The sequence below is a fragment of the Stenotrophomonas sp. STEN009 genome (genome assembly GCF_056760395.1).
Genome location: NZ_JBRRES010000010.1, coordinates 16,594 through 40,957, shown reverse-complemented (window position 1 = coordinate 40,957; position 24,364 = coordinate 16,594). Strand labels below are relative to the sequence as shown.

The following is a 24,364-nucleotide window of genomic DNA, read 5'->3' as shown; positions in this document are numbered from 1 at the left end:
GATAGTGCCTCCACTACTTACCGCCTGGACAGTGACCGCGCCGCCGCTTCCACTCGCTTCCCGCGCAACTTTCGGACTGGGCCCGCCCTGATCAGGCGAAGGCACAAGTTCGACTGTGGACAGCTCTACGCACAAGCGAAACATCGCGGCAGCCGCGTTTACGCAGTTGATCGCCAAGCAGGATGCCCCTTCCGAAAAGGCAGCTTCAATGGCGGGCGCCCGCCGTTCTGCCGTTGCGTGCGCTGCTTCAAGGGCAGTTGCAGCCCGTGGACTATCTGGACCAGGTTCTGGCGGGCGTGCCGAAGCCTGTTCTGATGGACCGGGTGCTGCAGCTGCTGGCTGGTGAGATACCTGATGGGGTGCGATGTGGCATGCCGTAGCCGAGCATGGCTCGGCTCTACTGTGGCGCTGGTTGCGGGGGCTCGGGCTCGTGGGTGGAGCCCTCGAGCAGGGCGACGTAAGTATCCAGGCGGGTGCGGAGGCTGATCAGCATCCAGCCCAGGAGGTACAGCAGCACCATGGCGAAGATCAACAATGCGCCGACCAGGCTGACGTCGAACGCGCTCGCCCAGTCACCCCATTTCCATTCGCGGAATTGCAGATAGAGCGCGATCAGAAGTGGAAACGGCCCGAGCCGCTGCAGGCCGCCATACATCATGCCCATGCGCTCGATCATGTTGGTGCGCAGCGTGCTGACATAGCGAAGGCGTCGCTCACGCTCGATGCGGGGGAAGCTGCGAAGCTCGGTAACCACCGTTTGCCAGTGCGCGAAGTCGCCGTCCATCTCCTTGGCGTGCGAGAGCCGTGGCTGGCTGAACTGGTGAATTCCTCTACAGGCGGCCAGGGCAACTCCAACGATGAAGCCGCCGATCTCGATGGCCAGGCACGCAACAACCACTTGCAGCACCACACTCACAGGTAGCCACCGATCAGGCAGCTGGCCACAGAGAATGCCAACGATTGCGGCGGCCAAGCCAATGCGAAACGCCCACGTTTCCACCCTGCCCGCCTTCGGATAGATGCTGTGCTCAGCCAGCCCCTGGACCCGCTGGTAGAGCCAGTGGAAGGTCAGTTCCTGCGAATCGGTCTTTGCCGGCGAATCGAGTTCGCCCCCTGCCTGCATATCCATTGCGTCCCCTGCCACCGGCTACGATGCCGACCGTAGCATCGTAGCCGACGCGTAGCACCTTTCAGAAATAGAACCCGATATTGAGGTTCAGCCGCGAATGCCAGCGCGACGGGCCGCCATTGTTGATGCCGATGCCATCACCGCCGGCAAACCACATGTTGCGGCCGGCAATCCAGGCGACATGGGTGAGCATCCCGCCCCTTCTGCAGGCTGCAGCCGGTGACGTTCTGCCAGGAGTCGCGCACCCCGCCGCTGTGCCCCACCGGGCGGGTCATGCTGAGGTTGTTGTAGCAGGTCAGGTCGTCCAGCCAGGCGCGCGGGCCAAAGGAATAGGCAACGTTGGCACTGGGCACATTGGCCTCGGCCGCGATTTCAAACGGGGCCGAACCCACGTGCGACTCACTCAGTATCGATCCAGCCCGCATCGCGCGCACGCGCAAGATCCTCTGGCGTGTCGATATCGAGGCCCAGTTCCGGTGCTTGTAGGACACGCACCATATCGGCAGGAAGTTGCCGCAGGCGCGCTCCGAAGCCGCGGTCACCGACTGCACCCACAGGGCTGAACCAGGCGCGCGGTACTACCGCGGGAACGCCAAGCGCACTCCCGTGACGCGTGCCCGCGCACGCTGATGACGCGGTGCGGGCACCCGAAAGCAGTGCCTGCAGATGGGCGTGCTCGATTGCGGGCTGGTCGCATGCCACGACCATCACCGCGCTCACCGTCGGCAGCAGGTGTGCGCCGGCGACCTGCAGACTGCTCGCCAGGCCGCGTTCCCAGTGGTGGTTGGTTACCGGGGTGGCATCCAGCCCGGCAATGCTGGATGTCACTGCCTGTGCATTCGCGCCAACTACGACCAGCACCTGCACTGGCGCGAGCTCCAGCGCCAATCGGACCACGCGATGTACCAGGGTCTCGCCCTGCCGGGTTAGAAGCTGCTTGGGCTGGCCAAGTCGGGTGCTCCCGCCGGCAGCAAGCACGACGACCGCATGCGGGTCGGTCACCTGCCGTGCGCGCTTCGCCATTGCTGCAGCTGCGCGGCGATGCTGAGCGAAATCGCCTCTGGCCCTCGGCCGCCGATTTTCAGGCCAACCGGTGATCGAAGTCTCGGGGACAGGCGGTGGCGCTGATCCGGTGTCAGCAGTTTGAATAGGTCCTCGCGCCTTCGCTGCGGACCCAGCAGTCCAATGAACGCGACTTTGGTATCCGCCAGGGCCACCAGCGCCTCCCGGTCAAGTTCGAAATCGTGATGCATCACCAGTACCGCGTCGCACGGGTCGCCATGGAGGGCCTCGGCCGGGCTGGTCTGCAACTGTGCATCCGCGCCCTGCCCCGCTGAGGCCCAGCGCGCTCGCCGTTCGGCCACGCTGATCCGCCACCCCAGGCCACGCAGCAACGGAACCAGGAAGGGCGTTTCAGGACCGCCCCCCAGGATCAGGGCCCGCGGAAGCCGGGGCAGCGTCAAACACCACGCACCCTCACCAAAGGGCTGCATACCGTCCATTGGATGCAGCTGCCACGTCCGCTCGCGATGGCCCGCGCGGAAAACGATCTGCCCCGATGCGCGAAGCTCGCGCTGTAGTGGCACACCCTCGCGCAGCCATGCCTCGATGACAACGTCGATGCCGGTCATGGCACGCAATGGCAGAAGCGCAATCCGAAGCCGGCCGCGGCAGCCGAGCGCGGACCCACTCAGCAGGTCGTCGTCACTGCGGGTGTCGATCTCGATCCAGTCGACCTGCCCTGCCGCGCTCACCTGCTCCGCGCGTCGCGCGAGCTCGGGCTCCAGGCATCCGCCGCTGAGCCAGCCGACCTGGCTGCCGTTGCAGAACAGCACCATGTCGCCGGCACCGGCGTAGGTGGAGCCATCGGTTTCCAGCACCAGCGCGAGCACGGCGTGCTCCCCCGCGCGCACACGCGTCAAGGCCGTCTCGAGTACGCCGCGCGGGCTGCCTTCGGTGAGGAAACCCGGCGCTGCGGACAGGTCCTCGGCAAGATCGCCGGGCTCCCCTCCACCTGCCGCTGAAGCTTCCGGCGCGGGTGAGGCTACGGATCGGTCCATGCGCAACGTCAGCCTACGTCGGGCAAGCCGGGCAACAGCTTGTCCAGGGTGATGGGATAGCTGCGTACGCGCACACCGGTTGCGTTGTAGACCGCATTGGCGATCGCGGCGCCGACCCCACAGATGCCCAGTTCACCCACGCCCTTGGCCTTCATCGGCGAGATCACCGGGTCCAGCGTATCGAGGAAGACCACTTCCTGGTACGGAATATCGGCGTGCACGGGAACCTCGTAGCCGGCCAGGTCGTGGTTGATGAACAAGCCAAGCCGCTTGTCGACCACCAGTTCCTCCATGAGGGTCGCACCCGCGCCCATCACCATCCCGCCGATGACCTGGCTGCGTGCGGACAGCGGATTGAGGATCCGGCCGCCATCGCATACGGCAAGCATGCGGCGAATGCGCGTCTCTCCAGTGTAGGCATGCACGGCGACCTCGCAGAAATGCCCTGCGTAGGTGCCGACGTCGTAGCCTTGTTTGAAGTCGCCGAAGGCAATGCCGTCCTCCGCCGACAGTGTCCCCGCCTCCGCCAGCTTGATGGTCCGCCCACCCGCCTGGATGCTGCCATTGGCGAAGTTTGCGGTGTCGCCGTCGAAGCCCAGTTTCTCGCCCACCTTGCGGCGCAGGCTGACGCACGCCGCGTACACGCCTGCGGTGGAGCTTGCCGCGCCCCACTGGCCGCCGGAACCGGCGGAGGCGGGATGACGAGAGTCGCCGAGGGTCACCTGTACCCGGTCCAGCGGCACGCCCATGGTCTCGGCTGCCGTCTGCGCGATGATCGTGTAGGAGCCCGTGCCGATGTCGGTCATGTCGGTTTCCACGATCACGCCGCCTTGGCCGTCGAGCCGCACCCGCGCCGCCGACTTCATCGTCGGTGCGCCGCGATAGCCCGCGGACACGCCCATGCCGACCAGCCAGTGCCCTTCCCTCACCTGCGCCGGCCTGGCATTGCGCTTGTTCCAGTTGAAGCGCTTGGCGCCTTCGCGCAGGCAGCGCACCAGGTTGCGGTCGGAGAACTTCTTGGACGGGTCGCCGGGTACGACCTCCGGCTCGTTGAGGATGCGGAACGCGATCGGGTCGAGTCCCAGCTTCTCGGCCATTTCGTCCATCGCCACTTCCAGCGCCATGTGGCCTGGCGCTTCGCCCGGCGCGCGCATTGCATTGCCTTCGGGCATGTCGAGCGTGGCGATGTAGTTGGCCACCAGACGGTTGGCGCCCGCGTAGAGCTTGGGCGTCTGCAGGGTGCCGTTCTCGCCGTCCTCGCCGTTGATGTTGCCCGACCAGTTCTCATGGGCGATGGCGGAGATCCTGCCGTCTTCCGCGCAACCGATCCGGACGCGTTGAATGGTTGCGTGCCGGTGGGTGGTGTTGTTGGCCATCAAAGGCCGTTGCAGCGCGATCTTCACCGGTCGCCCGACCTGCTTGGCCGCCAACGCGGCCAGCACCGCGTCGGCACGGATGAACAGCTTGCCGCCGAAGCCGCCGCCGATATAGGGCGAGTCCACGCGCACCTTGGCAGGATCGATGCCGAGGATCGCCGCCATGCCCTGCTTGGCCCAGTCGATCATCTGGTTCGCCGTCCAGAGCGTGAGCGTGTCGCCCTCCCAGGCGGCGATGGTGGCGTGCGGCTCCATCATCGAATGACTTTCGTCGGAGGTGTGGTAGGTCTCGTCGAGTTTGACCGCGGCGCTCGCGTAGGCGGTGTCGAAATCGCCCAGCGCCTGCCGGTCGGGCTTGCCATCGCGCCCCTTTGCCAGCGGCGCGGACGGCGCCAGTGCGGGAAAATCAAAACGGCCCTTGCCGCGCTCATAGCGGGTGCGGATCAATGCCGCGGCGGCGCGGGCCTGCTCGAAGGTCTCTGCTACCACGCAGGCGATGGCCTGGTGGTAGTGGGCCACGTCGGGGCCGCCGAACAGCGGTGCATTGTTCCAGTTCGATTTGCCGACCGGCTTGGTCTCCGGTGCGGTGATGACCGCCAGCACGCCCGGGGCGGCGCGTGCGCGGGAGGCATCCATCGAAATGATGCGCCCCTTGCCGATGCCCGCGCCGACGATATAGCCGTAGGCCTGGTTCGGTGCCACGTCATGGCGCTCATACGCATAGGGGGCGGTGCCGGTGGTCTTGCGTGGGCCGTCGATGCGCGGCGTCGACTTGCCGACGACCTTAGCCTTGTCGAACAGGTTGTCACCGGCGGGGGCGTTGAATTCAAGGGGCATCAGTGCTCTCCTTCCACCAGCACGGCTGCGAGGGTGCGCTCGGCGAGAGCGATCTTGAACGCGTTCTCCCGCGTCGGACGGGCGCCGGCGAACACCTGCCGGGCCGCGGCCTTTACGCCGTCGCGCAGCAGGGGTTCGGCTGCCTCGATGCGCCACGGCTTCGGCGCAACTCCACCGAAGGCGAACCGCGCCGAGCCGTCTTGCTGCACGACCGCGGCGACCGACACCAGTGCGAACGCATAGGACGCGCGGTCACGTACCTTGTGGTAAACGTGCCGACCGCCCAAGGGTTCCGGCAGCGTGACGTGGGTGATCAGCTCACCGCGCTGCAGCACGTTGTCCTGCTGCGGCCTGTCGTCGGGGGAACGATGGAAATCGGCGATCGGGATGCTGCGAGTACTACCGTCACCCCTGACGGTCTGGATCGAGGCGTCCAGCACCCGCAGGGCCACCGCCATGTCGCCCGGATAGGTCGCGATGCAGCTATCCGAGGTGCCGATCACGCCCATCTGGCGGGAGAACCCTTCGAGCGCGCCGCAGCCTGATCCGGGCAGGCGCTTGTTGCAGGGCAGATGGGGGTCGTAGAAATACGGGCAGCGCGTGCGCTGCAGCAGATTTCCGCCGGTGGTGGCTTTGTTGCGCAGCTGCCCGGAGGCGCCTGCCACGATCGCGCGGGTCAACACCGCGTAGTCGCGGCGCACGCGCTCATGCGAGGCCAGTGCGGTATTGGTGACCAGCGTGCCGATGCGCAGGCCGCCCTCGTCGGTGGGTTCGATCCTGTCCAGGCCGATGTCCTGCACGTCGACCAGGTGCGTTGGCGTCTCGACCTCCAGCTTCATCAGGTCGAGCAGGTTGGTCCCTCCGGCCAGGAACTTCGCGCCCTCGGTACCGGCCACGGCTTTGGCGGCCTCGGCCGGGGATTTCGCGCGTTCGTAACTGAAGGCCCTCATGAGCGCCTCCCTGCAGAGGTCACGCCAGCGACCTCTTGCATTGCCTCGGCAATGTTGGAATAGGCGCCGCATCGGCAGAGGTTGCCACTCATGCGTTCGCGCATTTCCATGCTGGTGGCCCGCGGCAGTGCGCTGACGTCCGCCTGTACATGGCTGGGGACACCCCGCTTGATCTCGTCCAGTACCGCCACCGCCGAACAGATCTGCCCCGGCGTGCAATACCCGCACTGGTAACCGTCATGCTTGATGAAGGCGGCCTGCATCGGATGCAGGTCATCGGGGGTTCCGAGGCCTTCGATGGTGGTGATGGCATCGCCCTGGTGCTGCACCGCCAGGCTGAGGCAGGCATTGATGCGCTCACCGTTGACCAGCACGGTACAGGCACCGCATTGACCGTGGTCGCAGCCCTTTTTGGTCCCGGTCAGCTCCAGATGTTCGCGCAGGGCATCGAGCAGCGTGGTCCGCGTGTCGAGCTCAAGCTCCCGGCGCGCGCCGTTGACGGTCAAGGCCACCGTGCTGATGACCGGCGGCCTGGGCGGCGGGGATGCCGCCAGTTCGGCGGCGAGCGATGACGCCCCTGGTGCGGCGGACATCGCCATGGTCGTGGCGCCGCCGGCGATCACCTGGCGACGCGTCAACTTCATTCCTTCATCCCAACTTGGCACAGTGACCTCCTGGCGTTCGGGGAAACCCCGTGGCTGGATGGACGCGCTCACACTACTCAGAGGGCACTATGCCCGTCTGCGGGGTATAGATTTGTGAAACCGGTCGGAGGCATGCCGGCATCAACGGCCGAGCGTACTGGCCGGTCATCTTCAACGCCGTCTCTGGCAAGCGTGCGCCACAGACACTGATCTGCGCCACTGATCTGCCCCATCAGCGGATGCCACGAGGCGATACTGAATCGCAATTGGAGGTTCGTTCATGCCCGTCAACACCCGCCGCAGCTGGGTTGAGCTCAAACAAGGATTAAAACGTGGAGTCGCCTCGACGCTCGGATCTGATGCATCCGAGTCTTAACGCGCCAACCTGCTGTGGATAGTCGAGATGCGGAATGGACTGCATCGGCCATGCGTAGGGCGGAAGTTTCAGCATTCGTCCTTGCAGTGGAGGAAATGTCTGCGGCTGCCGGCTTGAACCGGGAAGGCTCTAGTTTGGCCATGATCGTGGCGCTGCGGTAGAGCTACGGTTCGATGAATCAGTGCCTCAGCTTTCCGCCAGATCTCTGCAACGAACACGATCACTCGGAAACTCCACCGTCAGGCCCAGTTCGGCAGACAGCTGCTCTATCGCATGCGCGGAAACTGACCTGCAGCGGCACTTCGCAGATGCGAAGCAAAAACTGGGTGGCACCGCCAGGGGCCAGCACCACATTGCTGCCGTGGGCTGGCAACGGCTTTGCCCCCAGGGGATGTGCCCCGTTCGGGCATCCTTCCTGGCTATCCACCTCGACCGCCAGCCGGAGACGATTGACGTGAAGGGGATCTCACATCAAAGAGCGGACACTGCAATCTCGCGGCTCTTCTCCGGTGCACAATCCTTTGCTCCCGTGTCCAGCCCCCCAAATGGCACGACCATGCACCCTCCCAACGCCTTCAGGGTCCATTCGATCCTGCCCCAGCTTGCGCTCAATGGCGCAATCATCCGACTGGATCAGGTGCGTTCAACCTGTAGAAGCTGTGGGCTGAGGTCGTCAATGACCAGGGGCGCAGGCTTTGAAACAGATCAGAAGGGAACCACCCTCACCTGCCCTGCATGCGGGGCCACAGGTCTGATGGACGAAATGGAGATCTGGCACCACTGGCTCGAGCAGTGCCGTCGTCAACAACTCCTGGCGCGCTCCAAGCAGATGATCCATTCGATATCGAGGACTAGAAGCGAGTGATGGACATGCCCGAAGGGCTGGATTGCCTCCGCCGCCGCGAAGGCTCCACTGAGGTCTGTCGCGGCTGCCTGAAAGTGATCGCGTGTAGGGCGCAAGGCTGTTGCTGCCGATCGCGCGCGGGCAGCTACCCGAGGCGTGGATTCAGCTGCTGCCTGATTTCGCAGGATGTTCCGTCATTGCGCATGACCACGTTTGGGCCCGGAGGCATCGACACCGCGCCGCGTGCAGCGTACGCAAAGTCTTTCGGCCGGCTGGGCTGGCCCTACGCCATGATCTCAGAGCGGCGGCGAGCCCACCGGGAGAGTGATCCTCCAGTCCCGGAAACGGCGCGCTTCAGCCGTCGGCTGGATGTCTCCCGGCCAAACTTCCCATCGTAAAGGCGAATCCCGCCTCTTCCAGAAGCGCCCTCATGCGCAGTTCCACGCGACGAGGTGAGCGCAGCCCATTGGGCGCATAAAGGGCATACACGTAGCCAGCACCGTCAATGATCTCGCGGCGTACTGCGCACTCAGTCGATTCACTGGCTTCGCACCAGACAGACATCAGCCTGGCGGGGCTGATCGACTGTCCGTTCCGAAGACGGAAGAACAACCAGCGCACGCCTGGCGGTTGGGCTCGATCTACTCTAGCCATTGCGAGCCCCGGATCCGCCTCGACAGATCGCTGAGAACTTCAGGATCCAGGCGAGGGCGGTCATCTCTCGATGAGCGTGGCAGATCTATGCGCTCACCACCTCTCACCAGAGCGGGGAGATCGGACTGAAGGTCAATCCACCACCCGGCAGGAAGGCGGAGCCCTGTACCCGTTCGGTCGTAGATGCATATCGGGAAGTTCATAGCGTTGCTCCTGGATTTATCGAGCATACGCTTGCGCAATGTCAGGTCCGAATGCGACTACTCCAAGGCTGACGCATCGACTCTCTTTGCACAGATGAACACGCGTGCCTCGTCTCGCTGAACTTTCAGGAACGACTCAAGCCAGCAAAGAGCAGCGCCTCGATTGGCAATCACTCTTCCCAACTCTTCAGTCAAACACCGCGCACACTCCATTCCACCAGGACTCTCGCCATGGCAAGCCCGGCACTGAGCCATCGTCGTCGTGCTGACCGGGCGCGATTGGCACATGATCTGAGACATCAAGGCCACAGCCTGATTGTGAGACGACATTCCAGCCTTCCTGTCGATGCCGAAGCAGCCGCGCTGGGCGCGGCCACCTCTGGGGCATCAACGCTGGCTGTCGCGATCAACACCCGCCTTTGGGTTCTGGCCAGGGCTTGGCTGTCCAGTCTCTGTTTCGCTTGGCTGCTGCTGTTGCTGCCCTTGCTGTCCGGCCAGATCCTCACCGCCGAGATCCTTGCCGTCCGCGTGGCCCTGCTGGCCGGGCTTCTTCTCGACACTCGAGTTGCGGCCATCATTCTGGTTCTGGGAAGTGTTGTTCATGTCTTGCTCCGATGCAGCCATCTGCTGCGACCCCACAGTGGGCTTCAGCGCGTTACGCAGCCGTGCCCGATTGGATCGAGTATGAACAAGCGCCATGAACAGGCCGCTGTCCTGAAGGGTGTACAGTGCATGTCCAACAGGAGCAAACCATGGAACGCACGAGGAGCAAGGATTTCGTTGACGTCGAGCGTGAGCTCACCCATTGGGGGTTGGCATTCAACTCTGGCGCCCTGCCTGCTGTCAGCTTTCGCCATGAAGTTGACCCCGTCATCCGGCTCGCGTGTGACATCTACATCAGAGATCCGCACGGAATGCGCGAGGCATGGCTGGGCGCCCTCCAAGTCAGGCTTGCGGCTCGATCCAGTCTCCGCGGGCACCCCGGCGCAGCGGAGATCGCGACCCTATGCTGGTCACGACTCTCCTGCCCTTAGCAACGCCCCTCCTGCCCAGCTGCATCATTCCCTTCCCGCATCAGCTGATCATTCAGCACGTGGACGATGGACATGACAGCATCTGCAAGCGCCCGAGAGTCGCTGATCGAACCGTAGAAGTAGATCTTCGAGCCTTCAACCCGGACTTGCGCAAGCGAAAGCTGAGTCGCCAGCGCCTCACACTTCATCAGGAACAGTTCAATCCAGCGAGCACCGGGGGCAAGGTCCAGCAATGCAATGATGGCCTCGTCGGTAGATGAGTCGACATGCTCCTGTAGCCGTGGCACGTCGAAACCTATGATTCTTGGAAGCATGGAGGCGCTCAACGATCTGTCCTCTCGCTCAGGGGCAATCTCAGTATTGCCCACGGTACACAGATCTACAATCAAGCGTTCGAGAAGGAACTTTCCGACCAACCCCAGCAAGGAGGCACGATCCACGCTGGATGCGCGAGAGCTTCCGTTGGCAGAGCATTGTCCGGCCAACGGGTGCCTGACGGTCTGCATTCGCCCTCGCGCAGCGCACGAAGTGCTACGACGTGAGCTACCACGGCTTGCTTGAGCGAAAGTCCACCGCGGCCTACCTCCTGGATAGTGCATGCCGCGTCGTCAAGCAGGGCCAGCCCCGGCGCTCAGGCAACATCCGCGCGTGGCATCCGGAACGTGAACACTGTTCCGGCACTTTCACTTGACACCACATCGAGTATCCCGCCATGAGACTTGGCAATCTCCGATGCGATGTAGATGCCCAGACCAAGACCTGGCCTGGGAAGCTCGCCCTTCTCACGCGAGAACGGGTTGAAAATGGTGCTGAGCCTGTCGGGCGCAATGCAACCTGCGTTGTGCACATCCAGCGTGAGGCGATTGGATGCAGCGTGCACCCTCAGCGTGACAGGAAGCGACCGCTCGCCATGCTGCACTGCGTTCGTCAGCAGGTTGGCCAGCAGCTGCGACAGTCTGCCGGGATCGCAGACCACGCTGCCCTCGATCCGCATCTGCACATCGATGTCCTCGCGACCGGTGGCGATCGCCACTTCCGCTGCAACTCGCTCAAGGTCAGCTTGCAGCGTATCGCTTTCCCGGAGCGAGATCGGGATGCCTCCACCCAATCGGCCCCTGGCAAAATCAAGTACATCGTTTATGAGCCCATCCATCCGGGTCACGCCAGATGCGATGTGCGCAAGCATCTGCTGCTGACGCGCGGACGTCGCCTCATCCTCAAGTGCATCTGCTGCTACGCTGATTGCCTGGAGGGGGCTGCGAAGATCATGGCCCAGTACCGCGATGAACTGATCGCGCAAGTCGGAATCCCGCTGCGCGTCCGAAAGCGCCGTCTCCGCTTCCTGTAGGCGGTCCTCCTTGTCCAGATAGTTGCCGACGAGCTCGGCAAGCAGCTCCATGGACCGTCGGACATGGGCTTCATCGAAGTTGCCCGGCGAAGAATCAATGGCGCACAGGGTGCCGAAGAAACTGCCGTCCGGCCGATGAATCGGAACCGACGCGTAACTCTCAAGCCCGTAGATCCGAGGCGTGTGGTGCTTGGAGTACAGCGGGTGGGTGCTGGCGCGTGCGAAAACCACGGAGTTTGATGACTGCCTGATCTCGTCACAGATGGTGGTTTCCAGGACCAGCTGCCCGCCTGGAACAAGCCCGAACCCGAGCGTGTCCAGGGTGGCGCAGGCCGTCCAGGTCGTCTCTGTAACCCTGGCAATCGCCGTGAATCTCGAGCCCGTGATATGGGCTACGGTTTCGAGGATGCGCGGCACTGCCTCGATACGACCGATCTCAGCGACGTCATTGAGAAGGTGGGGATCAGTCAGCGTATGCATATGTTGGCAGGCGGGCACAGTGATGCATCATCCCATGAAACCGCCATCGCAAGCCGGCTCCGTTCAGAAGGGGGCGTCCAAAGCGGGCAAACGGGCGATGAGCGCGCAGCCGCGAGGACGCGCCTGCTTCATTGACAAGTGAATGGCCGCAATCCCTAATCGGGCGGCAGATCGCCGTCCGCCTATCGACCCCTTCATCATGTCCAGAGTATCCACCACTGATTTCGCAGCGCACGCGAGCGTCGACAGCCTTCACCAGGCAGTTGTAGCCGTTACTGCCGCTTCGGTGGCGCGGGACTGGGAAAATGAGCGCCACCAGCACCGCAAGGCACAGCTGATCTATTCGGTTCGCGGCGTCTTGACCTGCGAGGTGGAAGATGGCGTCTGGATCGTTCCTCCGCAGTGCGCAGTCTGGATACCGGGCGACCTTCCCCACTCGGCAAGGGGAGCGGGACACACAGAATGCTACTGCCTGTTTGTCGAGCCGGAGGCCGCACCGGACCTCCCAACGTTCTGCTGTACCGTTGCGGTTTCGCCATTGCTGCGCGAACTGCTGTTGAAGGCGGCTGATTTTCCTGAGCAGTATGCAGCTGGAGGCAAGGAGGAGCGCCTCATTGCCACATTGCTCGACCAGCTGGCAGAGGCCCCGGTTGAAGATCTGCATCTGCCGATGCCGCGCGATGCAAGACTCCGTCGCCTGGCCGAGTGCCTGCTGGTCGACCCGACCGACAAGACCCCGAAGGGCGTATGGGCGAGCCGCGTCGGCATGAGCGAGCGCAGCATGAGCCGCCTCCTGCAGGACGAGATCGGCATGGGCTTTGGGCGTTGGCGCCGGCAGCTGCACGTCATCCTTGCGCTCCAACGTCTGGCCCAAGGTGAAAGCGTTCAAACGATCGCACTGGATCTGGGGTACGGCAGTGCAAGCGGCTTTGTAACCATGTTTCGCAAGGCGATGGGAAAGCCACCTGGGCGCTACCTTTCAGAACGCTCCATGCTGGCGCCGCAGATCGCGCCGCCCACAATCACCTTGCCCGGCCATCTGCCGGGCTGAACGGGCTGGCCAGCTCCCGCCCCCCCCTGGCCTGCTCCACCTCCGGCCCGGTTCGACCCCGCTCCTTCGTTGCAGCCGACTCTCGCCTGCCGCCTGCCGCCTGCCGACCTGGCCTGACTGAACAATAGTCTGGCCTGGGTTCGCCAGTGTTCCACTGGATTTCGTTGTTAAATGTGGCGCCCAAACGCGAATGACTATTATTTATGACTGGCCAGCAGAGCGCCGATGCTCCCCATTACCCGATCAACGTGCTTGCAGGTGCGGATGGGAATTCTGCTCTGGAGTACAGGCGCGGGCGCCCGAGGGACGCCCGATACGCTGGCCTGGCCGTGGCAGTTGCATGGGCCCTGCTGGGCGCGCCGACCGTATTTGCAGGCGAATCCGTTCCGTCGGATCGCGCGGACGAAAGGACAGCGCCGGAAGAGACCGCGTTACCCACGGTTACAGTGCTGGCTCACAAGGACAAGGCGGCCACAGAGGGCACAGGATCCTATACGACGCGGGAGTCCTCTGCCGCCACGCGCATGCCGCTGTCGCTCAAGCAGACGCCGCAGGCACTGACTGTACTGACGCGTCAGCGCATGGATGACCAGCACCTGGACTCGGTGCAGGCAGTACTGGAGAGCACTTCCGGAATCGCCACGTACCAGTCGGACAGTGAGCGTACCAGCTTCTATGCGCGAGGCTTCCTGATCAATAACATCCAGTACAACGGCATACCCACGGTGGTCGGCAGCACCGTCAATGGAAGTGGCATCGGCGCTGTTGATACAGCCTTCTACGACCGCGTGGAAGTCGTGCGTGGTGCATCGGGCCTGCTGACAGGTACCGGCAACCCTTCAGCCGCGATCAATCTTGTCCGCAAACGACCGACACGTGATTTCTCGGCGAGCGCTTCGCTGGGGGCCGGCAGCTGGGAGACCTATCGGGGCGTCGGCGACATCTCCACACCGCTGACCGCGGACGGTCGGATCCGGTCGCGACTGGTGGGGACATACCAGGACGGACATAGCTACCTTGATGGTTACAGGCCGCAGAGGAAGTCACTGTACGGCGTCATCGAGGCCGATCTGACCGCCGACACGACCTTCCGCCTGGGGTACGAATACCAGGACATCACGCCGAAGGGATCGACCTGGGGAGGCCTGCCACTTTGGTTCAGCGATGGTACGCAAGCGGAGTATCCGCGCTCCAGGAACTACGCGCAGGACTGGAGCTATTGGGACAACACCCTCAAGACGGCCTTCGCCGAAATCGAGCATCTCTTCGGAAACGGCTGGAAGTTCCAGGCCACCGCGAATCAATATCGGACCGAGCATGCCGCCGAGCTCCTTGGCCTGATCGGCCGACCTGATCGTGCCACAGGCCTGGGCGTGTTCCCCAACGGGGCCTATCCGGTAGCGCTGGCGTCCGAGGGGCGCAGTCGCCAGAACACGTTCGACGTCATGGCCGGCGGCCCCTTCCAGCTGTTTGGCCGACAGCACGACCTGGTCGTCGGCGCCACCCGCTCGCGGCGCAACGCATATCAGGTGGATGTCGCCCCCTTCTATGCAGGCATCTGGCCGGTGAACGTGTATGAGTTGAGCCCCTCATTCCGCAGGCCTGACTTCGATGCGATGTCCACAACGCCGACGCGAACCCGAATCAAGCAAGGTGGCGTCTACAGCGCGGCACGACTCTCGCTGGCTGGACCACTGAAGCTGATCGTCGGGGGGCGCCTCAGTACCTATGAAATCGACGATGCGGCCGGTGGAGCACCGGTGCACTACAGAAAAAGTGGCGAGTTCACCCCGTACGCCGGCCTGATCTACGACATCAACGCGACGTACTCGGTCTACGCCAGCCACACAGGAGTGTTCAACCCACAGACCGAATATCGGGACAGCAACGGTAACGTGCTGACCCCTTCAAAAGGCAGAACAAGCGAAATCGGGCTGAAGGCAGGGCTTCTTGACGGGCGCTTGACTGCATCGATTGCCCTCTTCCACACCGAACTGGACAACGCCGCGCAATCGGTCGCCGGCACCTCCACACCCAGCGGAGCGCAGGCTTACCGCGGCGCCGACGGGACCAGGTCTCGCGGTATCGAGCTGGATCTTCAGGGAGAGCTGTCCCGTGGATGGAACGTCTACGCGGGTGTCGCGCACTTCACTGCGAAGGACGGTGCCCACGAGCGCTTGAACACGCAGTTGCCCCGCACCACAGCGCAGCTTTTCACGACCTATCGGTTGCCGGGCCAATGGGACCGCTTGACGCTGGGCGGCGGCTTCAAATGGCAAAGCCGCTTCTACAACGCGCCCAACACAGGAACCAGTTCCATGGGTGGAGAACAGGGATCCTATGCACTTCTCTCGGTAATGGGTCGCTACTCCATCACGGACAAATCCAGTGTGGCTATCAACGTCAACAACGTCCTGGACAGGAAGTACGCGCTTCAGAAGGGAGATTTCGACACCGTCGGCTATGGCGCGCCGCGCAATGTGATGGTGACGCTGGACTACAGATACTGATTCATCACTGTACCCGACAAGATCCATAGAGGCTCATCAGAGAACAATCCGCCATGCCCACTCAGCCCTCCTCGCCCACCACCCCACCCCGGCCCGGAAGTGTTCCAGACAGAGTTGCATTGCTGTGGCTGACAACTGCCGCTGGCGCCATTCTCTTTGTCACCTTCCAGCTGTTCTTCTACGTCAACGACTTCGCCAGGGCCAAAGGAGCGGCACCGGCGATCACGTTTGATAACGATGCGCTCTGGGCGTTTCCCGCCTATTACGGGTGCTGAATAGTGACAGTGCTTCTCGCACTGTCAAATACCCGAAGATCCTGTTGGATTGCGCTGATACTGGGGAGCGCACTTGTGCTGCTGAATACGCTCGGCGGCGTCTTCGACGGCTTCAGGGACGGTTGGCACGTCACCTTTTCCGCAATCTTCTTCATCACGCTGCCGGGCCTGTTCGCTGCAGCGACCACCTGGCGACACATCAAACTCAAGGAAGCCGCCCATGTCGATGAACAGCAGTGATTTTCCCCTGGTCTGGATGGACCTCGCGCAAGGCCCCGAACACGAACATCAGGATGACTTCGACGCGTTCGAGGAAAATCTGCGCCGGGGGGAGCCCTTCGTACTTCTCACTGATACGGCGCCATCGGAGGAGCATGACCACTCGCCAGCGGAAAAGAAGCGCATGGGGCTGTGGATGAAGCAGCACAAGGCCGAGCTTCGCAGGCTGGTTCTGGCGATGGTCCTGGTCGAGCCCAATCCGGCCAAGCGCGTCGCCTACAAGACGTTCTCGGTACCCTTTTCCAAGTTCTGGGGCTACCCTCTCCACATTGTCACCTCACGCGAGAAGGCAATAGAAGTGGCGAGGAATCTGCTGTCTCAATCAAACGAGACGCCCTGAGCCGCCTTCGTTGGGCGCTGTACCTGCGGCGCCTCAGCGCTCCTGACAGCATGCCTCCGAGTTCTTCAATGGAAGGTCCTGCTGAGCGCGCGAGGCCGATCAGAAGTAGAAACCGAGGTTCAGATTCAACCGAGAATGCCAGCGCGAAGGGCCTCCCTCGCTGATGCCGATGCCGTCGCCGCCGGCAAACCACATGTTGCGGCCGGCGATCCAATCGACATAGGTGAGCATGACGCCCTTCTGCAGGCTGCAACCGGTCACGTTCTGCCACGAGTTGCGTAGGCCCGCGCGGTGCCCGACCGGGCGGGTCATGCTGAGGTTGTTATAGCAGGTGATGTCATCCAGCCAGCCCTTCTGGCCGAACGAATAGGCGATGTTGGCGCTTGGCACATCCGCCTGCGCTGCAACCTGGAAGGGGGATTGGAACGCCGAAATTGCGATGCGATCTCCGGGCACGTCATACCGGTACCGCGCCCACTGCAACTGCGCGGTCCAGCCATCGCGCGTCCACTGTGCATGCAGAGCTGCACCCTGGTGACCGTAATGGCGTCGTGTCTGTGTGTTCTGCACTTTGCCGGCGAACGCGGATGCGCCCAGCAACAGGTCCCCGCCAGCCCAGTCGCGCGCACTCTCCACGCGTGCATGCAGCCGTTGCCGCTCGCGATACGGCAACGCCTCGGTCTGCGCGACATCGAAGGAGTAGCGATCGTAGCGAGCGCCGGATCCGTATTCGTCTCCGGAGAACCAGCCCAGATGCCAGGTTGTGCTGCCGCTGCGGTGAATCACTACAAGGCCCGGATCGTAATCATCCTCGATGCCCAGGTAGTAGCCGGAGCCGAACCAGAAGCTCTGCGAAGCGGTGGGAAGCAGCCCGAACGGCACCTGCTGCACGCCCGCTTTCAGCTGCGTATCGTCTGAGAACTGCCAGCCCGCGTAGGCGTGATGCACAGCGTTGAAACCATCGTACCAGCGGTACTGGGCAGAGAAGGAAAACGGCCCGGTCCCAGCGTCGAGGTCTGCACGCAGCAGTTCAAGCTGGAGGCGGCTGGTCGCGCCGTAGTCGAGCCAGCCGTAATTGAACCTTGCCGCGCCGCCCGGCTCGAAGTAAGCGCCGCCGTTTCGATCGCGTTCCGATGCCTCCGCTGTCAGCGAAGCGCTGACGAGCACGGCAGCGGCAATAGAGGAAATGGCTCTCACGATGGGGCTACTTGCCTCCCTGTTCCGCATGTGAAAGCGCGCAAGTGTAATGTCGCGGGCAGTGAAGAAGGCGTTGGTCGATGGTCGGCGCGGTGCAGGCCCGCGCCTTCAGGAAATGACAGAGCCCCCGGCCAGCGGCGCCACGCCATCATCAGGCAGCGGCAACGATCCTCACGTCAACGATTGACGTTGACCACGACGCGTCCGCGGATGCGTCCTGCCATCAGGGCTTCGGCAGTGGCTACAACCTCTCCCAGGCCGATGTGCTGGGAGATGGCGTCGAGCTTGGCCATATCCAGGTCCTTGGCAAGCCGTTCCCACGCCACGAGCCGCTCTGCGGTGGGCCGCGTGACGCTGTTGATTCCCAGCAGGCTCACGCCGCGCAGGATGAAGGGCGCCACCGTGGCAGGAAAGTCCATGCCCTGAGCCAGCCCGCACGCGGCCACGGCGCCATCTTCCTTGATGGCGGCACACACATTTGCAAGTGTGTGGCTGCCCACCGAGTCAATGGCGGCACTCCACCGCTCCCGCTGAAGTGGCTTGCCTGGCTGGGACAGCACATTGCGATCAATAACCTCGCTGGCACCCAGGGACTTCAGGTAGTCGGTCTCGTCCAGCCGTCCGGTGGACGCCACGACGTTGTAGCCACGATCGGCCAGCAATGTCACAGCGAAGCTGCCTACGCCTCCGCTCGCTCCGGTAACCAGCACTTCACCGGCATCCGGAGAAAGGCCATGGCGCTCCAGCGCGATCAGACTCAGCATGGCGGTATAGCCGGCCGTTCCGATAGCCATGGCCTGCTCGGGTTGCATGCCCTTTGGAAGCGGGATCAGCCAGTCGGCGTTGACGCGTGCCAGCTGCGAAAGCCCTCCCCAGTGCCGCTCACCCACGCCCCAGCCATTGAGAACCACCTGGTCGCCCGGTTGATAGCGCCGGTCCGCCGACTCGAGCACAGTGCCGGCCAGGTCGATGCCGGGCACCATCGGAAAGGACCGCACCACCGCACCGCCCTGGCCGGTGATTGCCATCGCGTCCTTGTAGTTCAGTGTGCTGTGCGAAACCTGGACGGTGACGTCGCCCTCCGGCAGGGCCGATTCAGGCACCTGCCTGACGTCGACCTGCAATTCGTTTCCCGTCTTGTCTATGTATACGGCGTTGAACATGGCCTTCCTCCTGAGGCAGCGGCAAGGTTGCTGCGTGATTTAGACTGATCGGCTACAAGCCGGCAAAGGAACATGGACTCAGCGGGGCAAGCCCGCCAGGAACGCATTGGCGAAGATCGTGAGCGGCGCAGCGCTGCGCTCAAGCCGTGCTCGTTGGACAGCTCCCTCCCATCCGATCCAGAAGGCGGTGGCGATCTCGGAGCAGCGCGCATCGGACGAGAGCTCAGCGCGCCCCCGGGCCAGTTCAAGGCACGCGGCCAGCCGGGATTCCCATCCGTTGAACACCTCGATCAATCGGGCACGGTAGGCCTGCGGCAATGTCGAGATCTCCTGGCCAAGGTTGCCGACCAGGCAGCCTCGCCGGAAGTCGAATCGTTCCAGGCCATTGCACGCGTCGGCGACGAATCCCAGGATCCGCTCAAGCGGATCGCGTTCTTCGTCCAGCAGATGCCGGTCGAGCTTGCGGCAGAAATACTCGTCGTAGGCCTCGAGCACAGCCAAGCCGTAGGCCTCTTTGCTGTCGAAGTAGTGGTAGAACGAGCCCTTGGGGACGCCCAGCTGCCTGACGATTGCGTCGATGCCCGTTGCAGAGAAGCTTCGCTCCGTCAACAACGCGATCCCAGTGCGCACCAGCTCGCGCCGGGTGTCATCAAAGCCGCGATCCGCCCTCGGCGGGCGCCCCCGGCGGCGTGTAGTCGTAGTGACAGCAGGAGTCATGCCGCACACTTTAGACCGACCGTCTTCTAAATTCAAACGGGCAGGTCTGAACCCTCCAGAGTTGCCAGGCTTCGCCATTCTCAGAGCTGGAACCAGCACCCCGCCGATCATGATTGGGATCATGCGCTCGGCATGTCGGCCGGAGCGAGCACGAGCAACAGTGCTGATGCGAACAGCAGCGCGCCCATCACCCTGTCAATCCAGTTGCGTGCCGCGGTTGTGTCCAGATGGCGCATCATTGAAACGCCCATCGCGCACCAGAGTGCGAGACAAAGTGCGGAGATCACCGTAAACGCTGCCGCCAGCACAAGGGAGGTCCGCAGGGGCTCGGCGCCATTGCCGACGACGGCAGTCACCGTCAGCACCAGCACCCAGCTTTTGGGATTGACGAACTGAAAGCAGAACAGCGCCACCACGCTGCCGTGCCGGACACTGGTCGGCGTGGGCACGTGCTTCTCAGGTGGCCGGAGTGTTTCCAGGACCAGGCGGGCGCCCATCCAGCACAGGTACGCCCCGCCAGCAAGGGTCATCAGGGCGTACAGGTGCGGCACGGTTTGGAATGCGGTGCTTGCTCCGGCCGCCACCAGCGCCCACATGCCCAATCCTCCGGCAACGATGGCGGCGATCGCTGGCAGCGCGCTTACGAATCCGGTTCGCGCGGCGATGCGCATGACCAGCAGGTTGTTGGGACCTGGCGTGATGGTGGCAACGGCGATGACACCTGCGCCGATCAGGAGAGCGCTCATCGCACCGCCTCTCCGCACTGAAGCGTCATGGGATCGACCTCAATCGCCTGCCCGGAGGCAAGCGTCACCCGCGCCGGTCCGAAGCGCTCGCGACCGTGCGCAGCCGACCAGTCCGCATCGGGTGCGGCGGCAATGATGCCGAACGGGTTGACGCTTCGATCGTGCCAGTAATACCCGTTGCGGATCACATCGAGATCGACCGTAGCGGCGACACCGCGCCAGGAGTACAGGTCTCGCGCGTAGGCCCACAAGTGCGGGTAGTCGATCAGTCGCCGACGTGAACATTTGAAGTGGCCGTGATAGACGGCGTCGAACCGGACCAAAGTCGGGAACAGGCGCCAGTCCGTCTCGGTGATGATCAGGCCAAACAGATAGCGTGCATTCGCAAGACGCCGCTCCAACTGATCCAGCATGGCGAACACACTCTCGACAGCTTCTTCGTAGGCGTCCTGCCGTTGCGCGAAACCGGCGCGATAGACGGCATTGAACAGCCCGGCCTGAAGCGCGGCGTTGAGGGCATCGATCCGGCCGCGGAAGGCGGGCGGGACGAGCGTGAACGCCCCCGCGACGTTCGCATCGGCCGCATCGAACGCGCGCATGATGTGCGACGACTCATTGCTGACGATCCTGCAGGCCTGACTGTCCCACAGCACCGGCACTGTTGCCCGGCCGGTGTAACGGGGTGCCGACAGGCGGTAAATCTCGTGCAGGTGCCGGACCCGCGAGCCGCATCCCGGGACGACCCAGGAGGCACCGCCGGCCACCGCGTAGCCCTGCATTCGCTCACCACCCGCGATCTGCACCGGCACTGCATGCTCCAGGCGCTTGAGGGCACGCAGCAGCAGGGTGCGATGCGACCACGGACAACTGGACGACGCAATGAGCCAGTAGCGACCCGGTTGTGCACGCAGTCGGCCCGCAATGCCATCCAGACCCTGCCGGAACATGCTTTCCGGTCTCACAAAGCGACCATCGATCATTGTCGAATCGGCATCGACCCAGCGGCCATCGACCAGCATTCCCATGTTCATCCTCTCCGATCTGGACTCGATGCAACATCGTGTGATGGCAAGCTGGTCCAAGGAACGCCGCTTCTGGTCTATTATTGAGTCCACCATGAAGATGCCCCTCAACGGACTTCGGGCGTTCGCCACCGTGTATGCCCACGGCGGGATTCGCTCGGCCGCGCGCGAGCTCGGCATCGTCCACTCGTCGGTGAGCCGCCATCTCGCGGAGCTGGAGCTCTGGCTGGGTGTACGGCTGGTCGGCGACGCTGCAGGCCGGCGAGGAATCACATTTACACCGCAAGGCGAGGCATTGGGCCGAGCCACGCTGTCGAGCTTCCGCGATATCGAGCGCGCAATCACCGCAGTGCAGGAAGCACGCTCCGGGCGATCGGTGACCGTATCGACCACACCTTCATTTGCGGCACGCTGGCTGCTTCCGCGCCTTCCGCGGCTCGAGCAGGCGCATCCTCATCTTGAGGTGTCGGTGGTTGTAGACCAGAAGATCGACAACCTGCAGACCGGCGACATCGACCTGGCCATACGCATGGGCCGTGGGCCCTGGCCCGATGCCAGGTGCGAGCCGCTGATGGACGAAGTCCTGTATCCGGTCATGAGCCCGGCGCTGTTCGAAGCTTCCGGCCAACCGGCGCAGCCGGCCGACCTGCTCGGGACGCGGCTGGTGCATGATCGTGATCCACATGCATCGTGGGAGGCATGGCGGCAGCTGTACGGTCCGGCCTCGATGGATGTGACTGCCGGCCCGCGCTTCTCATCGTCAGACCTCGTGCTTCGGGCTGCTGTGCAGGGCCAGGGCGTCGCGCTGGCGCGCCATCGCTTTGCATTCGATGACATCGCCTCGGGCGCGCTGGTAAGGCCATTCAAAGATGCCGCTGTAGCGCTCGGCCCGGCCTACTGGATTGCGCTTCCACTGCACCGCGATGTGCGCAGCGGCGCATCGACGGTGATCGCATGGCTGAAAGAACAGGCGGCGTTTAGCGATACGGTGATCTGAGTGCCCAGCACCTTCAGATCCCTTCTGCCGCGTGTCGTGATTGCCCTGAATTCCAGGCTCCGGGACTCGAGCCATCACCACCACGACAGCCCACGCCTGAAATCAGGCCAAACCCTTGCACGATGGGCGCCTCCCTGCCCCGGCCAGCTATGCAACAATGCCGAAAGCGTCGAGGGCGTTGTCGGCATCAGCCCCAAGCCCTTGGCTTCCCGCATGACCGGGAGTAATTCTTGGCGCGCCACCGAAAACGGGTGGCCGGGCTTCGAAACCCCGGTTCTACGCTGAAGTACAGGCTTGCCAGCCGGCATCACCCATCAGGTGGAGCCGGCTGGCAATCCGTCGGCCGGCTATGGCGGGCGGTGCGCGGAGGCCTTGTGCCTGCCGGTTTAGCGTAGACCGGGTTTCGAACCTCGCACCGTCCGCCACCTTCATCGGTGGCGGCTTCCGTTTATCTGTTCGGAGCCCTGCCATGACCAACGCCTACCCCCCTTCTCCGCACCCGATCCGCCTGCATCCCGCCAACGAGCCCACACCGGATCCCAACGCCTTTGTTTCACTGCTGCACAGCATGGGCGCAGGTGCCGCGTCCAACGGCCGGCCCTGGCCGGAAGGCCATCTTCCGCCAGGGCGACGCATGGCACTGTCCGACGCCGACTGTTCTCTCAATGGCCTGCGCGTGGTGATGGAAATTCTGCTTGCCGCAGAGCGCGCCCGCAAGAATGGAGAGCCTGACCAGTACGTCGGCGACCGTGTGCTGGAAGGGCTGGTCATGGCCGGCCTTGGGCTGACCGCACACGCCAGTGAACGCCTGTTGCCGGAAGGCTGATGCCTCGTCCCGCGGGCGCTGGCGCTCGCGGGACACACAGCCACTCCCGTTGACCGCAGCGTCCGTAGATGTGGGCCCGCCCTGACCGGCGGGCGGCACTTACTAACGTGACGCGTCACACCCAACCACGCACCGTTAACAGCCGCGCACTATCCTCGAAGCCCCTGAACCTTCACGAGCCGAGTCCATGACCAAGCTCCACACCGTGCTGATTACCGGCTGCCTGCTGGCCCTGAGCCCGCTGGCCTCGGCCGAAACCGTGAACCTGACCAACAGCGCCGACGGCGCCAACCGCGATGCCGGCATTGCTGCGGTCAAGAAAAAGCTGCAGGACGCCTGTACCGATCGCAAGGGCTCGCCGGATGCCGACTCGTTCGAGGTGGTCTTCGAGAAGACCAGCGACAACCCCAACGTACCCAAGCCGTACTACGTGGACGGCAAGATGAAGTGCGAGCTGCCGGGTTGAAACCAGCGACCGCTATCGACCCGCGTCGTCCCCGGACATGACGCGGTCGATCCAGCCGGCGTAGCGTGAGATGCGCACGTTGAACACCACCTGGCCATAGAAGCCGGCCTCAAGGGCGTGCTCGGGAACGGCGGTGATCCAGGAGCCCAGGCCGACCAGCTGCCAGCGGCCCTGCGCATTGATGACCAGTGGGCCGCCGCTGTCGCCGTTGCCCAGCACGCCTTCCAGCGGCAGGGCGCTCGGCGGCGGATCGAACCGGTACCAGAGATAGCGGTCGTTGCCGCCAGTGATGGCGTTGCACGCCCGCCGCAGGGCGGCGCGATGCGACCCTCCGGGGATCAACCCCTCGGCGCCATTCCCGGTGGCGCCCTTCCCTATCAAGGTGGCCACCTGCGCAACCTCGCCCGCGCCCCGATAAAGCGCGACGGGCTCGACAGCGGCGACGGGCGTTGCCAACCGGATCAGCGCGATGTCATCCGATGCCGCCAGGAACGCGTGGATCTTCCCTGCACTGCCTGTTGCCAGGGCCTCTTCGCCCAGCGCGGCCGGCATCGGCCTGAAGCCGGGGTGCAGATACACACGCTCGACGGCGTAGTTGCGCCCACCGACGGTGACTTCGGCACCCATGCCGTCCATCGGTGCCGCGTGCGCGGCGGTGACCACCCAGCGCGGAGCGATCAGTACGCCGTGCCCCTCTCCCGGCAGGTCGGCCAGGGCCGGGAAGGCAGATCCATCGACGCGGTAACGGGCATCGTCCACGTCGTCACGGATGACGATGGCCCCGGCAGCAAACGGGACCGTTACAAGCATCAGGAAGAGCCAACGTTTCATGTATTTCTG

The 24,364-nt window shown here is 63.7% G+C and carries 24 protein-coding genes and 1 pseudogene; 8 read left to right on the top strand and 17 right to left on the bottom strand.

The window, feature by feature from the left end:
• Nucleotides 1–397 precede the first annotated feature (397 nt).
• The 11 genes and pseudogenes from ACVOMM_RS06850 to ACVOMM_RS06800 form a co-directional block, all read right to left on the bottom strand.
• Nucleotides 398–1,129: a hypothetical protein gene (locus ACVOMM_RS06850; protein WP_481526039.1), complete on the bottom strand. Its 732-nt coding sequence runs from the start codon at nucleotides 1,127–1,129 to the stop codon at nucleotides 398–400.
• Between the two features lie 61 nt (nucleotides 1,130–1,190).
• A pseudogene (locus tag ACVOMM_RS06845) lies at nucleotides 1,191–1,512 on the bottom strand (hypothetical protein); the annotation flags it as partial.
• Between the two features lie 16 nt (nucleotides 1,513–1,528).
• Complete coding sequence (locus ACVOMM_RS06840; protein WP_481526038.1) at nucleotides 1,529–2,152, bottom strand: nucleotidyltransferase family protein; 624 nt, start codon at nucleotides 2,150–2,152, stop codon at nucleotides 1,529–1,531.
• On the bottom strand, nucleotides 2,128–3,189 hold the full coding sequence (locus ACVOMM_RS06835) for an XdhC family protein (RefSeq protein ID WP_253118480.1): 1,062 nt from the start codon (nucleotides 3,187–3,189) through the stop codon (nucleotides 2,128–2,130). Before ACVOMM_RS06835 ends, ACVOMM_RS06840 begins: the two co-directional genes overlap by 25 nt.
• A gap of 8 nt (nucleotides 3,190–3,197) precedes the next feature.
• Nucleotides 3,198–5,402, bottom strand: a complete 2,205-nt coding sequence (gene paoC, locus ACVOMM_RS06830; RefSeq protein ID WP_460255716.1) for an aldehyde oxidoreductase molybdenum-binding subunit PaoC — start codon at nucleotides 5,400–5,402, stop codon at nucleotides 3,198–3,200.
• Nucleotides 5,402–6,352 (bottom strand): FAD binding domain-containing protein, encoded by a 951-nt coding sequence (locus tag ACVOMM_RS06825; RefSeq protein ID WP_065182254.1) that lies wholly within the window; start codon nucleotides 6,350–6,352, stop codon nucleotides 5,402–5,404. Before ACVOMM_RS06825 ends, paoC begins: the two co-directional genes overlap by 1 nt.
• A complete protein-coding gene (gene paoA / locus ACVOMM_RS06820; protein ID WP_481526037.1) occupies nucleotides 6,349–6,996 on the bottom strand; it encodes an aldehyde dehydrogenase iron-sulfur subunit PaoA in 648 nt (215 codons plus the stop codon). The genes ACVOMM_RS06825 and paoA overlap by 4 nt, the downstream gene beginning before the upstream one ends.
• 1,574 nt (nucleotides 6,997–8,570) lie before the next feature.
• Entirely contained in the window at nucleotides 8,571–8,870 is a 300-nt protein-coding gene (locus ACVOMM_RS06815; RefSeq protein WP_227255271.1) for a hypothetical protein, read from the bottom strand.
• A gap of 590 nt (nucleotides 8,871–9,460) precedes the next feature.
• The gene (locus ACVOMM_RS06810) at nucleotides 9,461–9,676 is read right to left on the bottom strand and encodes a hypothetical protein (protein ID WP_193395781.1); all 216 of its coding nucleotides are present in this window, start codon (nucleotides 9,674–9,676) and stop codon (nucleotides 9,461–9,463) included.
• Nucleotides 9,677–10,103: 427 nt separating this feature from the next.
• Nucleotides 10,104–10,433, bottom strand: coding sequence for a hypothetical protein (locus tag ACVOMM_RS06805; protein ID WP_253118483.1), 330 nt, complete (start codon nucleotides 10,431–10,433; stop codon nucleotides 10,104–10,106).
• 305 nt (nucleotides 10,434–10,738) lie between these two features.
• Entirely contained in the window at nucleotides 10,739–11,935 is a 1,197-nt protein-coding gene (locus ACVOMM_RS06800) for a GAF domain-containing sensor histidine kinase (RefSeq protein ID WP_481526036.1), read from the bottom strand.
• Nucleotides 11,936–12,134: 199 nt separating this feature from the next.
• Here ACVOMM_RS06800 and ACVOMM_RS06795 point away from each other — a divergent pair, with 199 nt between their 5' ends.
• From ACVOMM_RS06795 to ACVOMM_RS06775, 5 genes are all read left to right on the top strand, one after another.
• A complete protein-coding gene (locus ACVOMM_RS06795; protein WP_111187015.1) occupies nucleotides 12,135–12,986 on the top strand; it encodes an AraC family transcriptional regulator in 852 nt (283 codons plus the stop codon).
• 203 nt (nucleotides 12,987–13,189) lie between these two features.
• Nucleotides 13,190–15,496: a TonB-dependent siderophore receptor gene (locus tag ACVOMM_RS06790; protein ID WP_481526035.1), complete on the top strand. Its 2,307-nt coding sequence runs from the start codon at nucleotides 13,190–13,192 to the stop codon at nucleotides 15,494–15,496.
• A 119-nt stretch (nucleotides 15,497–15,615) separates the two neighbouring features.
• Nucleotides 15,616–15,771 carry a hypothetical protein gene (locus ACVOMM_RS06785; RefSeq protein WP_481526034.1) on the top strand — a complete coding sequence of 52 codons (156 nt, stop codon included), beginning with the start codon at nucleotides 15,616–15,618 and terminating at the stop codon, nucleotides 15,769–15,771.
• Nucleotides 15,772–15,846: 75 nt separating this feature from the next.
• On the top strand, nucleotides 15,847–16,011 hold the full coding sequence (locus ACVOMM_RS06780) for a hypothetical protein (RefSeq protein ID WP_481526033.1): 165 nt from the start codon (nucleotides 15,847–15,849) through the stop codon (nucleotides 16,009–16,011).
• Nucleotides 15,992–16,390 carry a hypothetical protein gene (locus ACVOMM_RS06775; RefSeq protein ID WP_481526032.1) on the top strand — a complete coding sequence of 133 codons (399 nt, stop codon included), beginning with the start codon at nucleotides 15,992–15,994 and terminating at the stop codon, nucleotides 16,388–16,390. The genes ACVOMM_RS06780 and ACVOMM_RS06775 overlap by 20 nt, the downstream gene beginning before the upstream one ends.
• Before the next feature lie 99 nt (nucleotides 16,391–16,489).
• On the opposite strand, the gene ACVOMM_RS06770 is transcribed toward ACVOMM_RS06775, so the two are convergent.
• From ACVOMM_RS06770 to ACVOMM_RS06750, 5 genes are all read right to left on the bottom strand, one after another.
• Nucleotides 16,490–17,587: a hypothetical protein gene (locus ACVOMM_RS06770; protein ID WP_481526031.1), complete on the bottom strand. Its 1,098-nt coding sequence runs from the start codon at nucleotides 17,585–17,587 to the stop codon at nucleotides 16,490–16,492.
• 176 nt (nucleotides 17,588–17,763) lie between these two features.
• Nucleotides 17,764–18,750, bottom strand: a complete 987-nt coding sequence (gene acuI / locus ACVOMM_RS06765; RefSeq protein WP_065175658.1) for an acrylyl-CoA reductase (NADPH) — start codon at nucleotides 18,748–18,750, stop codon at nucleotides 17,764–17,766.
• Nucleotides 18,751–18,828: 78 nt separating this feature from the next.
• Complete coding sequence (acuR, locus tag ACVOMM_RS06760) at nucleotides 18,829–19,467, bottom strand: acrylate utilization transcriptional regulator AcuR (protein ID WP_065182260.1); 639 nt, start codon at nucleotides 19,465–19,467, stop codon at nucleotides 18,829–18,831.
• Nucleotides 19,468–19,586: 119 nt separating this feature from the next.
• The gene (locus ACVOMM_RS06755; RefSeq protein WP_065182261.1) at nucleotides 19,587–20,213 is read right to left on the bottom strand and encodes a LysE family translocator; all 627 of its coding nucleotides are present in this window, start codon (nucleotides 20,211–20,213) and stop codon (nucleotides 19,587–19,589) included.
• Entirely contained in the window at nucleotides 20,210–21,238 is a 1,029-nt protein-coding gene (locus ACVOMM_RS06750; RefSeq protein ID WP_481526030.1) for a glutathione S-transferase family protein, read from the bottom strand. The genes ACVOMM_RS06755 and ACVOMM_RS06750 overlap by 4 nt, the downstream gene beginning before the upstream one ends.
• Here ACVOMM_RS06750 and ACVOMM_RS06745 point away from each other — a divergent pair.
• The 3 genes from ACVOMM_RS06745 to ACVOMM_RS06735 all read left to right on the top strand — a co-directional run bounded on the left by ACVOMM_RS06745 (nucleotide 21,237) and on the right by ACVOMM_RS06735 (nucleotide 23,524).
• Entirely contained in the window at nucleotides 21,237–22,232 is a 996-nt protein-coding gene (locus ACVOMM_RS06745) for a LysR substrate-binding domain-containing protein (RefSeq protein ID WP_231107777.1), read from the top strand. The two genes, ACVOMM_RS06750 and ACVOMM_RS06745, sit on opposite strands and share 2 nt — an antisense overlap.
• Nucleotides 22,233–22,701: 469 nt before the next feature.
• A complete protein-coding gene (locus ACVOMM_RS06740; RefSeq protein ID WP_481526029.1) occupies nucleotides 22,702–23,058 on the top strand; it encodes a hypothetical protein in 357 nt (118 codons plus the stop codon).
• A 187-nt stretch (nucleotides 23,059–23,245) separates the two neighbouring features.
• Nucleotides 23,246–23,524, top strand: a complete 279-nt coding sequence (locus ACVOMM_RS06735) for a hypothetical protein (RefSeq protein WP_312550984.1) — start codon at nucleotides 23,246–23,248, stop codon at nucleotides 23,522–23,524.
• A gap of 12 nt (nucleotides 23,525–23,536) precedes the next feature.
• Here the strand turns inward: ACVOMM_RS06735 and ACVOMM_RS06730 are convergent, their stop codons facing one another.
• A complete protein-coding gene (locus ACVOMM_RS06730; RefSeq protein WP_481526028.1) occupies nucleotides 23,537–24,355 on the bottom strand; it encodes a S1 family peptidase in 819 nt (272 codons plus the stop codon).
• Between the last annotated feature and the right edge of the window lie 9 nt (nucleotides 24,356–24,364).

Bases quoted from the DNA above. Each gene is read 5' to 3' on its own strand.
- ACVOMM_RS06850 (WP_481526039.1), bottom strand. From the start codon at position 1,129: ATGGATATGCAGGCAGGGGGCGAACTCGATTCGCCGGCAAAGACCGAT.
- ACVOMM_RS06840 (WP_481526038.1), bottom strand. From the start codon at position 2,152: ATGGCGAAGCGCGCACGGCAGGTGACCGACCCGCATGCGGTCGTCGTG.
- ACVOMM_RS06835 (WP_253118480.1), bottom strand. From the start codon at position 3,189: ATGGACCGATCCGTAGCCTCACCCGCGCCGGAAGCTTCAGCGGCAGGT.
- paoC (WP_460255716.1), bottom strand. From the start codon at position 5,402: ATGCCCCTTGAATTCAACGCCCCCGCCGGTGACAACCTGTTCGACAAG.
- ACVOMM_RS06825 (WP_065182254.1), bottom strand. From the start codon at position 6,352: ATGAGGGCCTTCAGTTACGAACGCGCGAAATCCCCGGCCGAGGCCGCC.
- paoA (WP_481526037.1), bottom strand. From the start codon at position 6,996: ATGAAGTTGACGCGTCGCCAGGTGATCGCCGGCGGCGCCACGACCATG.
- ACVOMM_RS06815 (WP_227255271.1), bottom strand. From the start codon at position 8,870: ATGGCTAGAGTAGATCGAGCCCAACCGCCAGGCGTGCGCTGGTTGTTC.
- ACVOMM_RS06810 (WP_193395781.1), bottom strand. From the start codon at position 9,676: ATGAACAACACTTCCCAGAACCAGAATGATGGCCGCAACTCGAGTGTC.
- ACVOMM_RS06800 (WP_481526036.1), bottom strand. From the start codon at position 11,935: ATGCATACGCTGACTGATCCCCACCTTCTCAATGACGTCGCTGAGATC.
- ACVOMM_RS06795 (WP_111187015.1), top strand. From the start codon at position 12,135: ATGTCCAGAGTATCCACCACTGATTTCGCAGCGCACGCGAGCGTCGAC.
- ACVOMM_RS06790 (WP_481526035.1), top strand. From the start codon at position 13,190: ATGACTGGCCAGCAGAGCGCCGATGCTCCCCATTACCCGATCAACGTG.
- ACVOMM_RS06775 (WP_481526032.1), top strand. From the start codon at position 15,992: ATGTCGATGAACAGCAGTGATTTTCCCCTGGTCTGGATGGACCTCGCG.
- acuI (WP_065175658.1), bottom strand. From the start codon at position 18,750: ATGTTCAACGCCGTATACATAGACAAGACGGGAAACGAATTGCAGGTC.
- acuR (WP_065182260.1), bottom strand. From the start codon at position 19,467: ATGACTCCTGCTGTCACTACGACTACACGCCGCCGGGGGCGCCCGCCG.
- ACVOMM_RS06755 (WP_065182261.1), bottom strand. From the start codon at position 20,213: ATGAGCGCTCTCCTGATCGGCGCAGGTGTCATCGCCGTTGCCACCATC.
- ACVOMM_RS06745 (WP_231107777.1), top strand. From the start codon at position 21,237: ATGTTCATCCTCTCCGATCTGGACTCGATGCAACATCGTGTGATGGCA.
- ACVOMM_RS06750 (WP_481526030.1), bottom strand. From the start codon at position 21,238: ATGGGAATGCTGGTCGATGGCCGCTGGGTCGATGCCGATTCGACAATG.
- ACVOMM_RS06740 (WP_481526029.1), top strand. From the start codon at position 22,702: ATGACCAACGCCTACCCCCCTTCTCCGCACCCGATCCGCCTGCATCCC.
- ACVOMM_RS06735 (WP_312550984.1), top strand. From the start codon at position 23,246: ATGACCAAGCTCCACACCGTGCTGATTACCGGCTGCCTGCTGGCCCTG.
- ACVOMM_RS06730 (WP_481526028.1), bottom strand. From the start codon at position 24,355: ATGAAACGTTGGCTCTTCCTGATGCTTGTAACGGTCCCGTTTGCTGCC.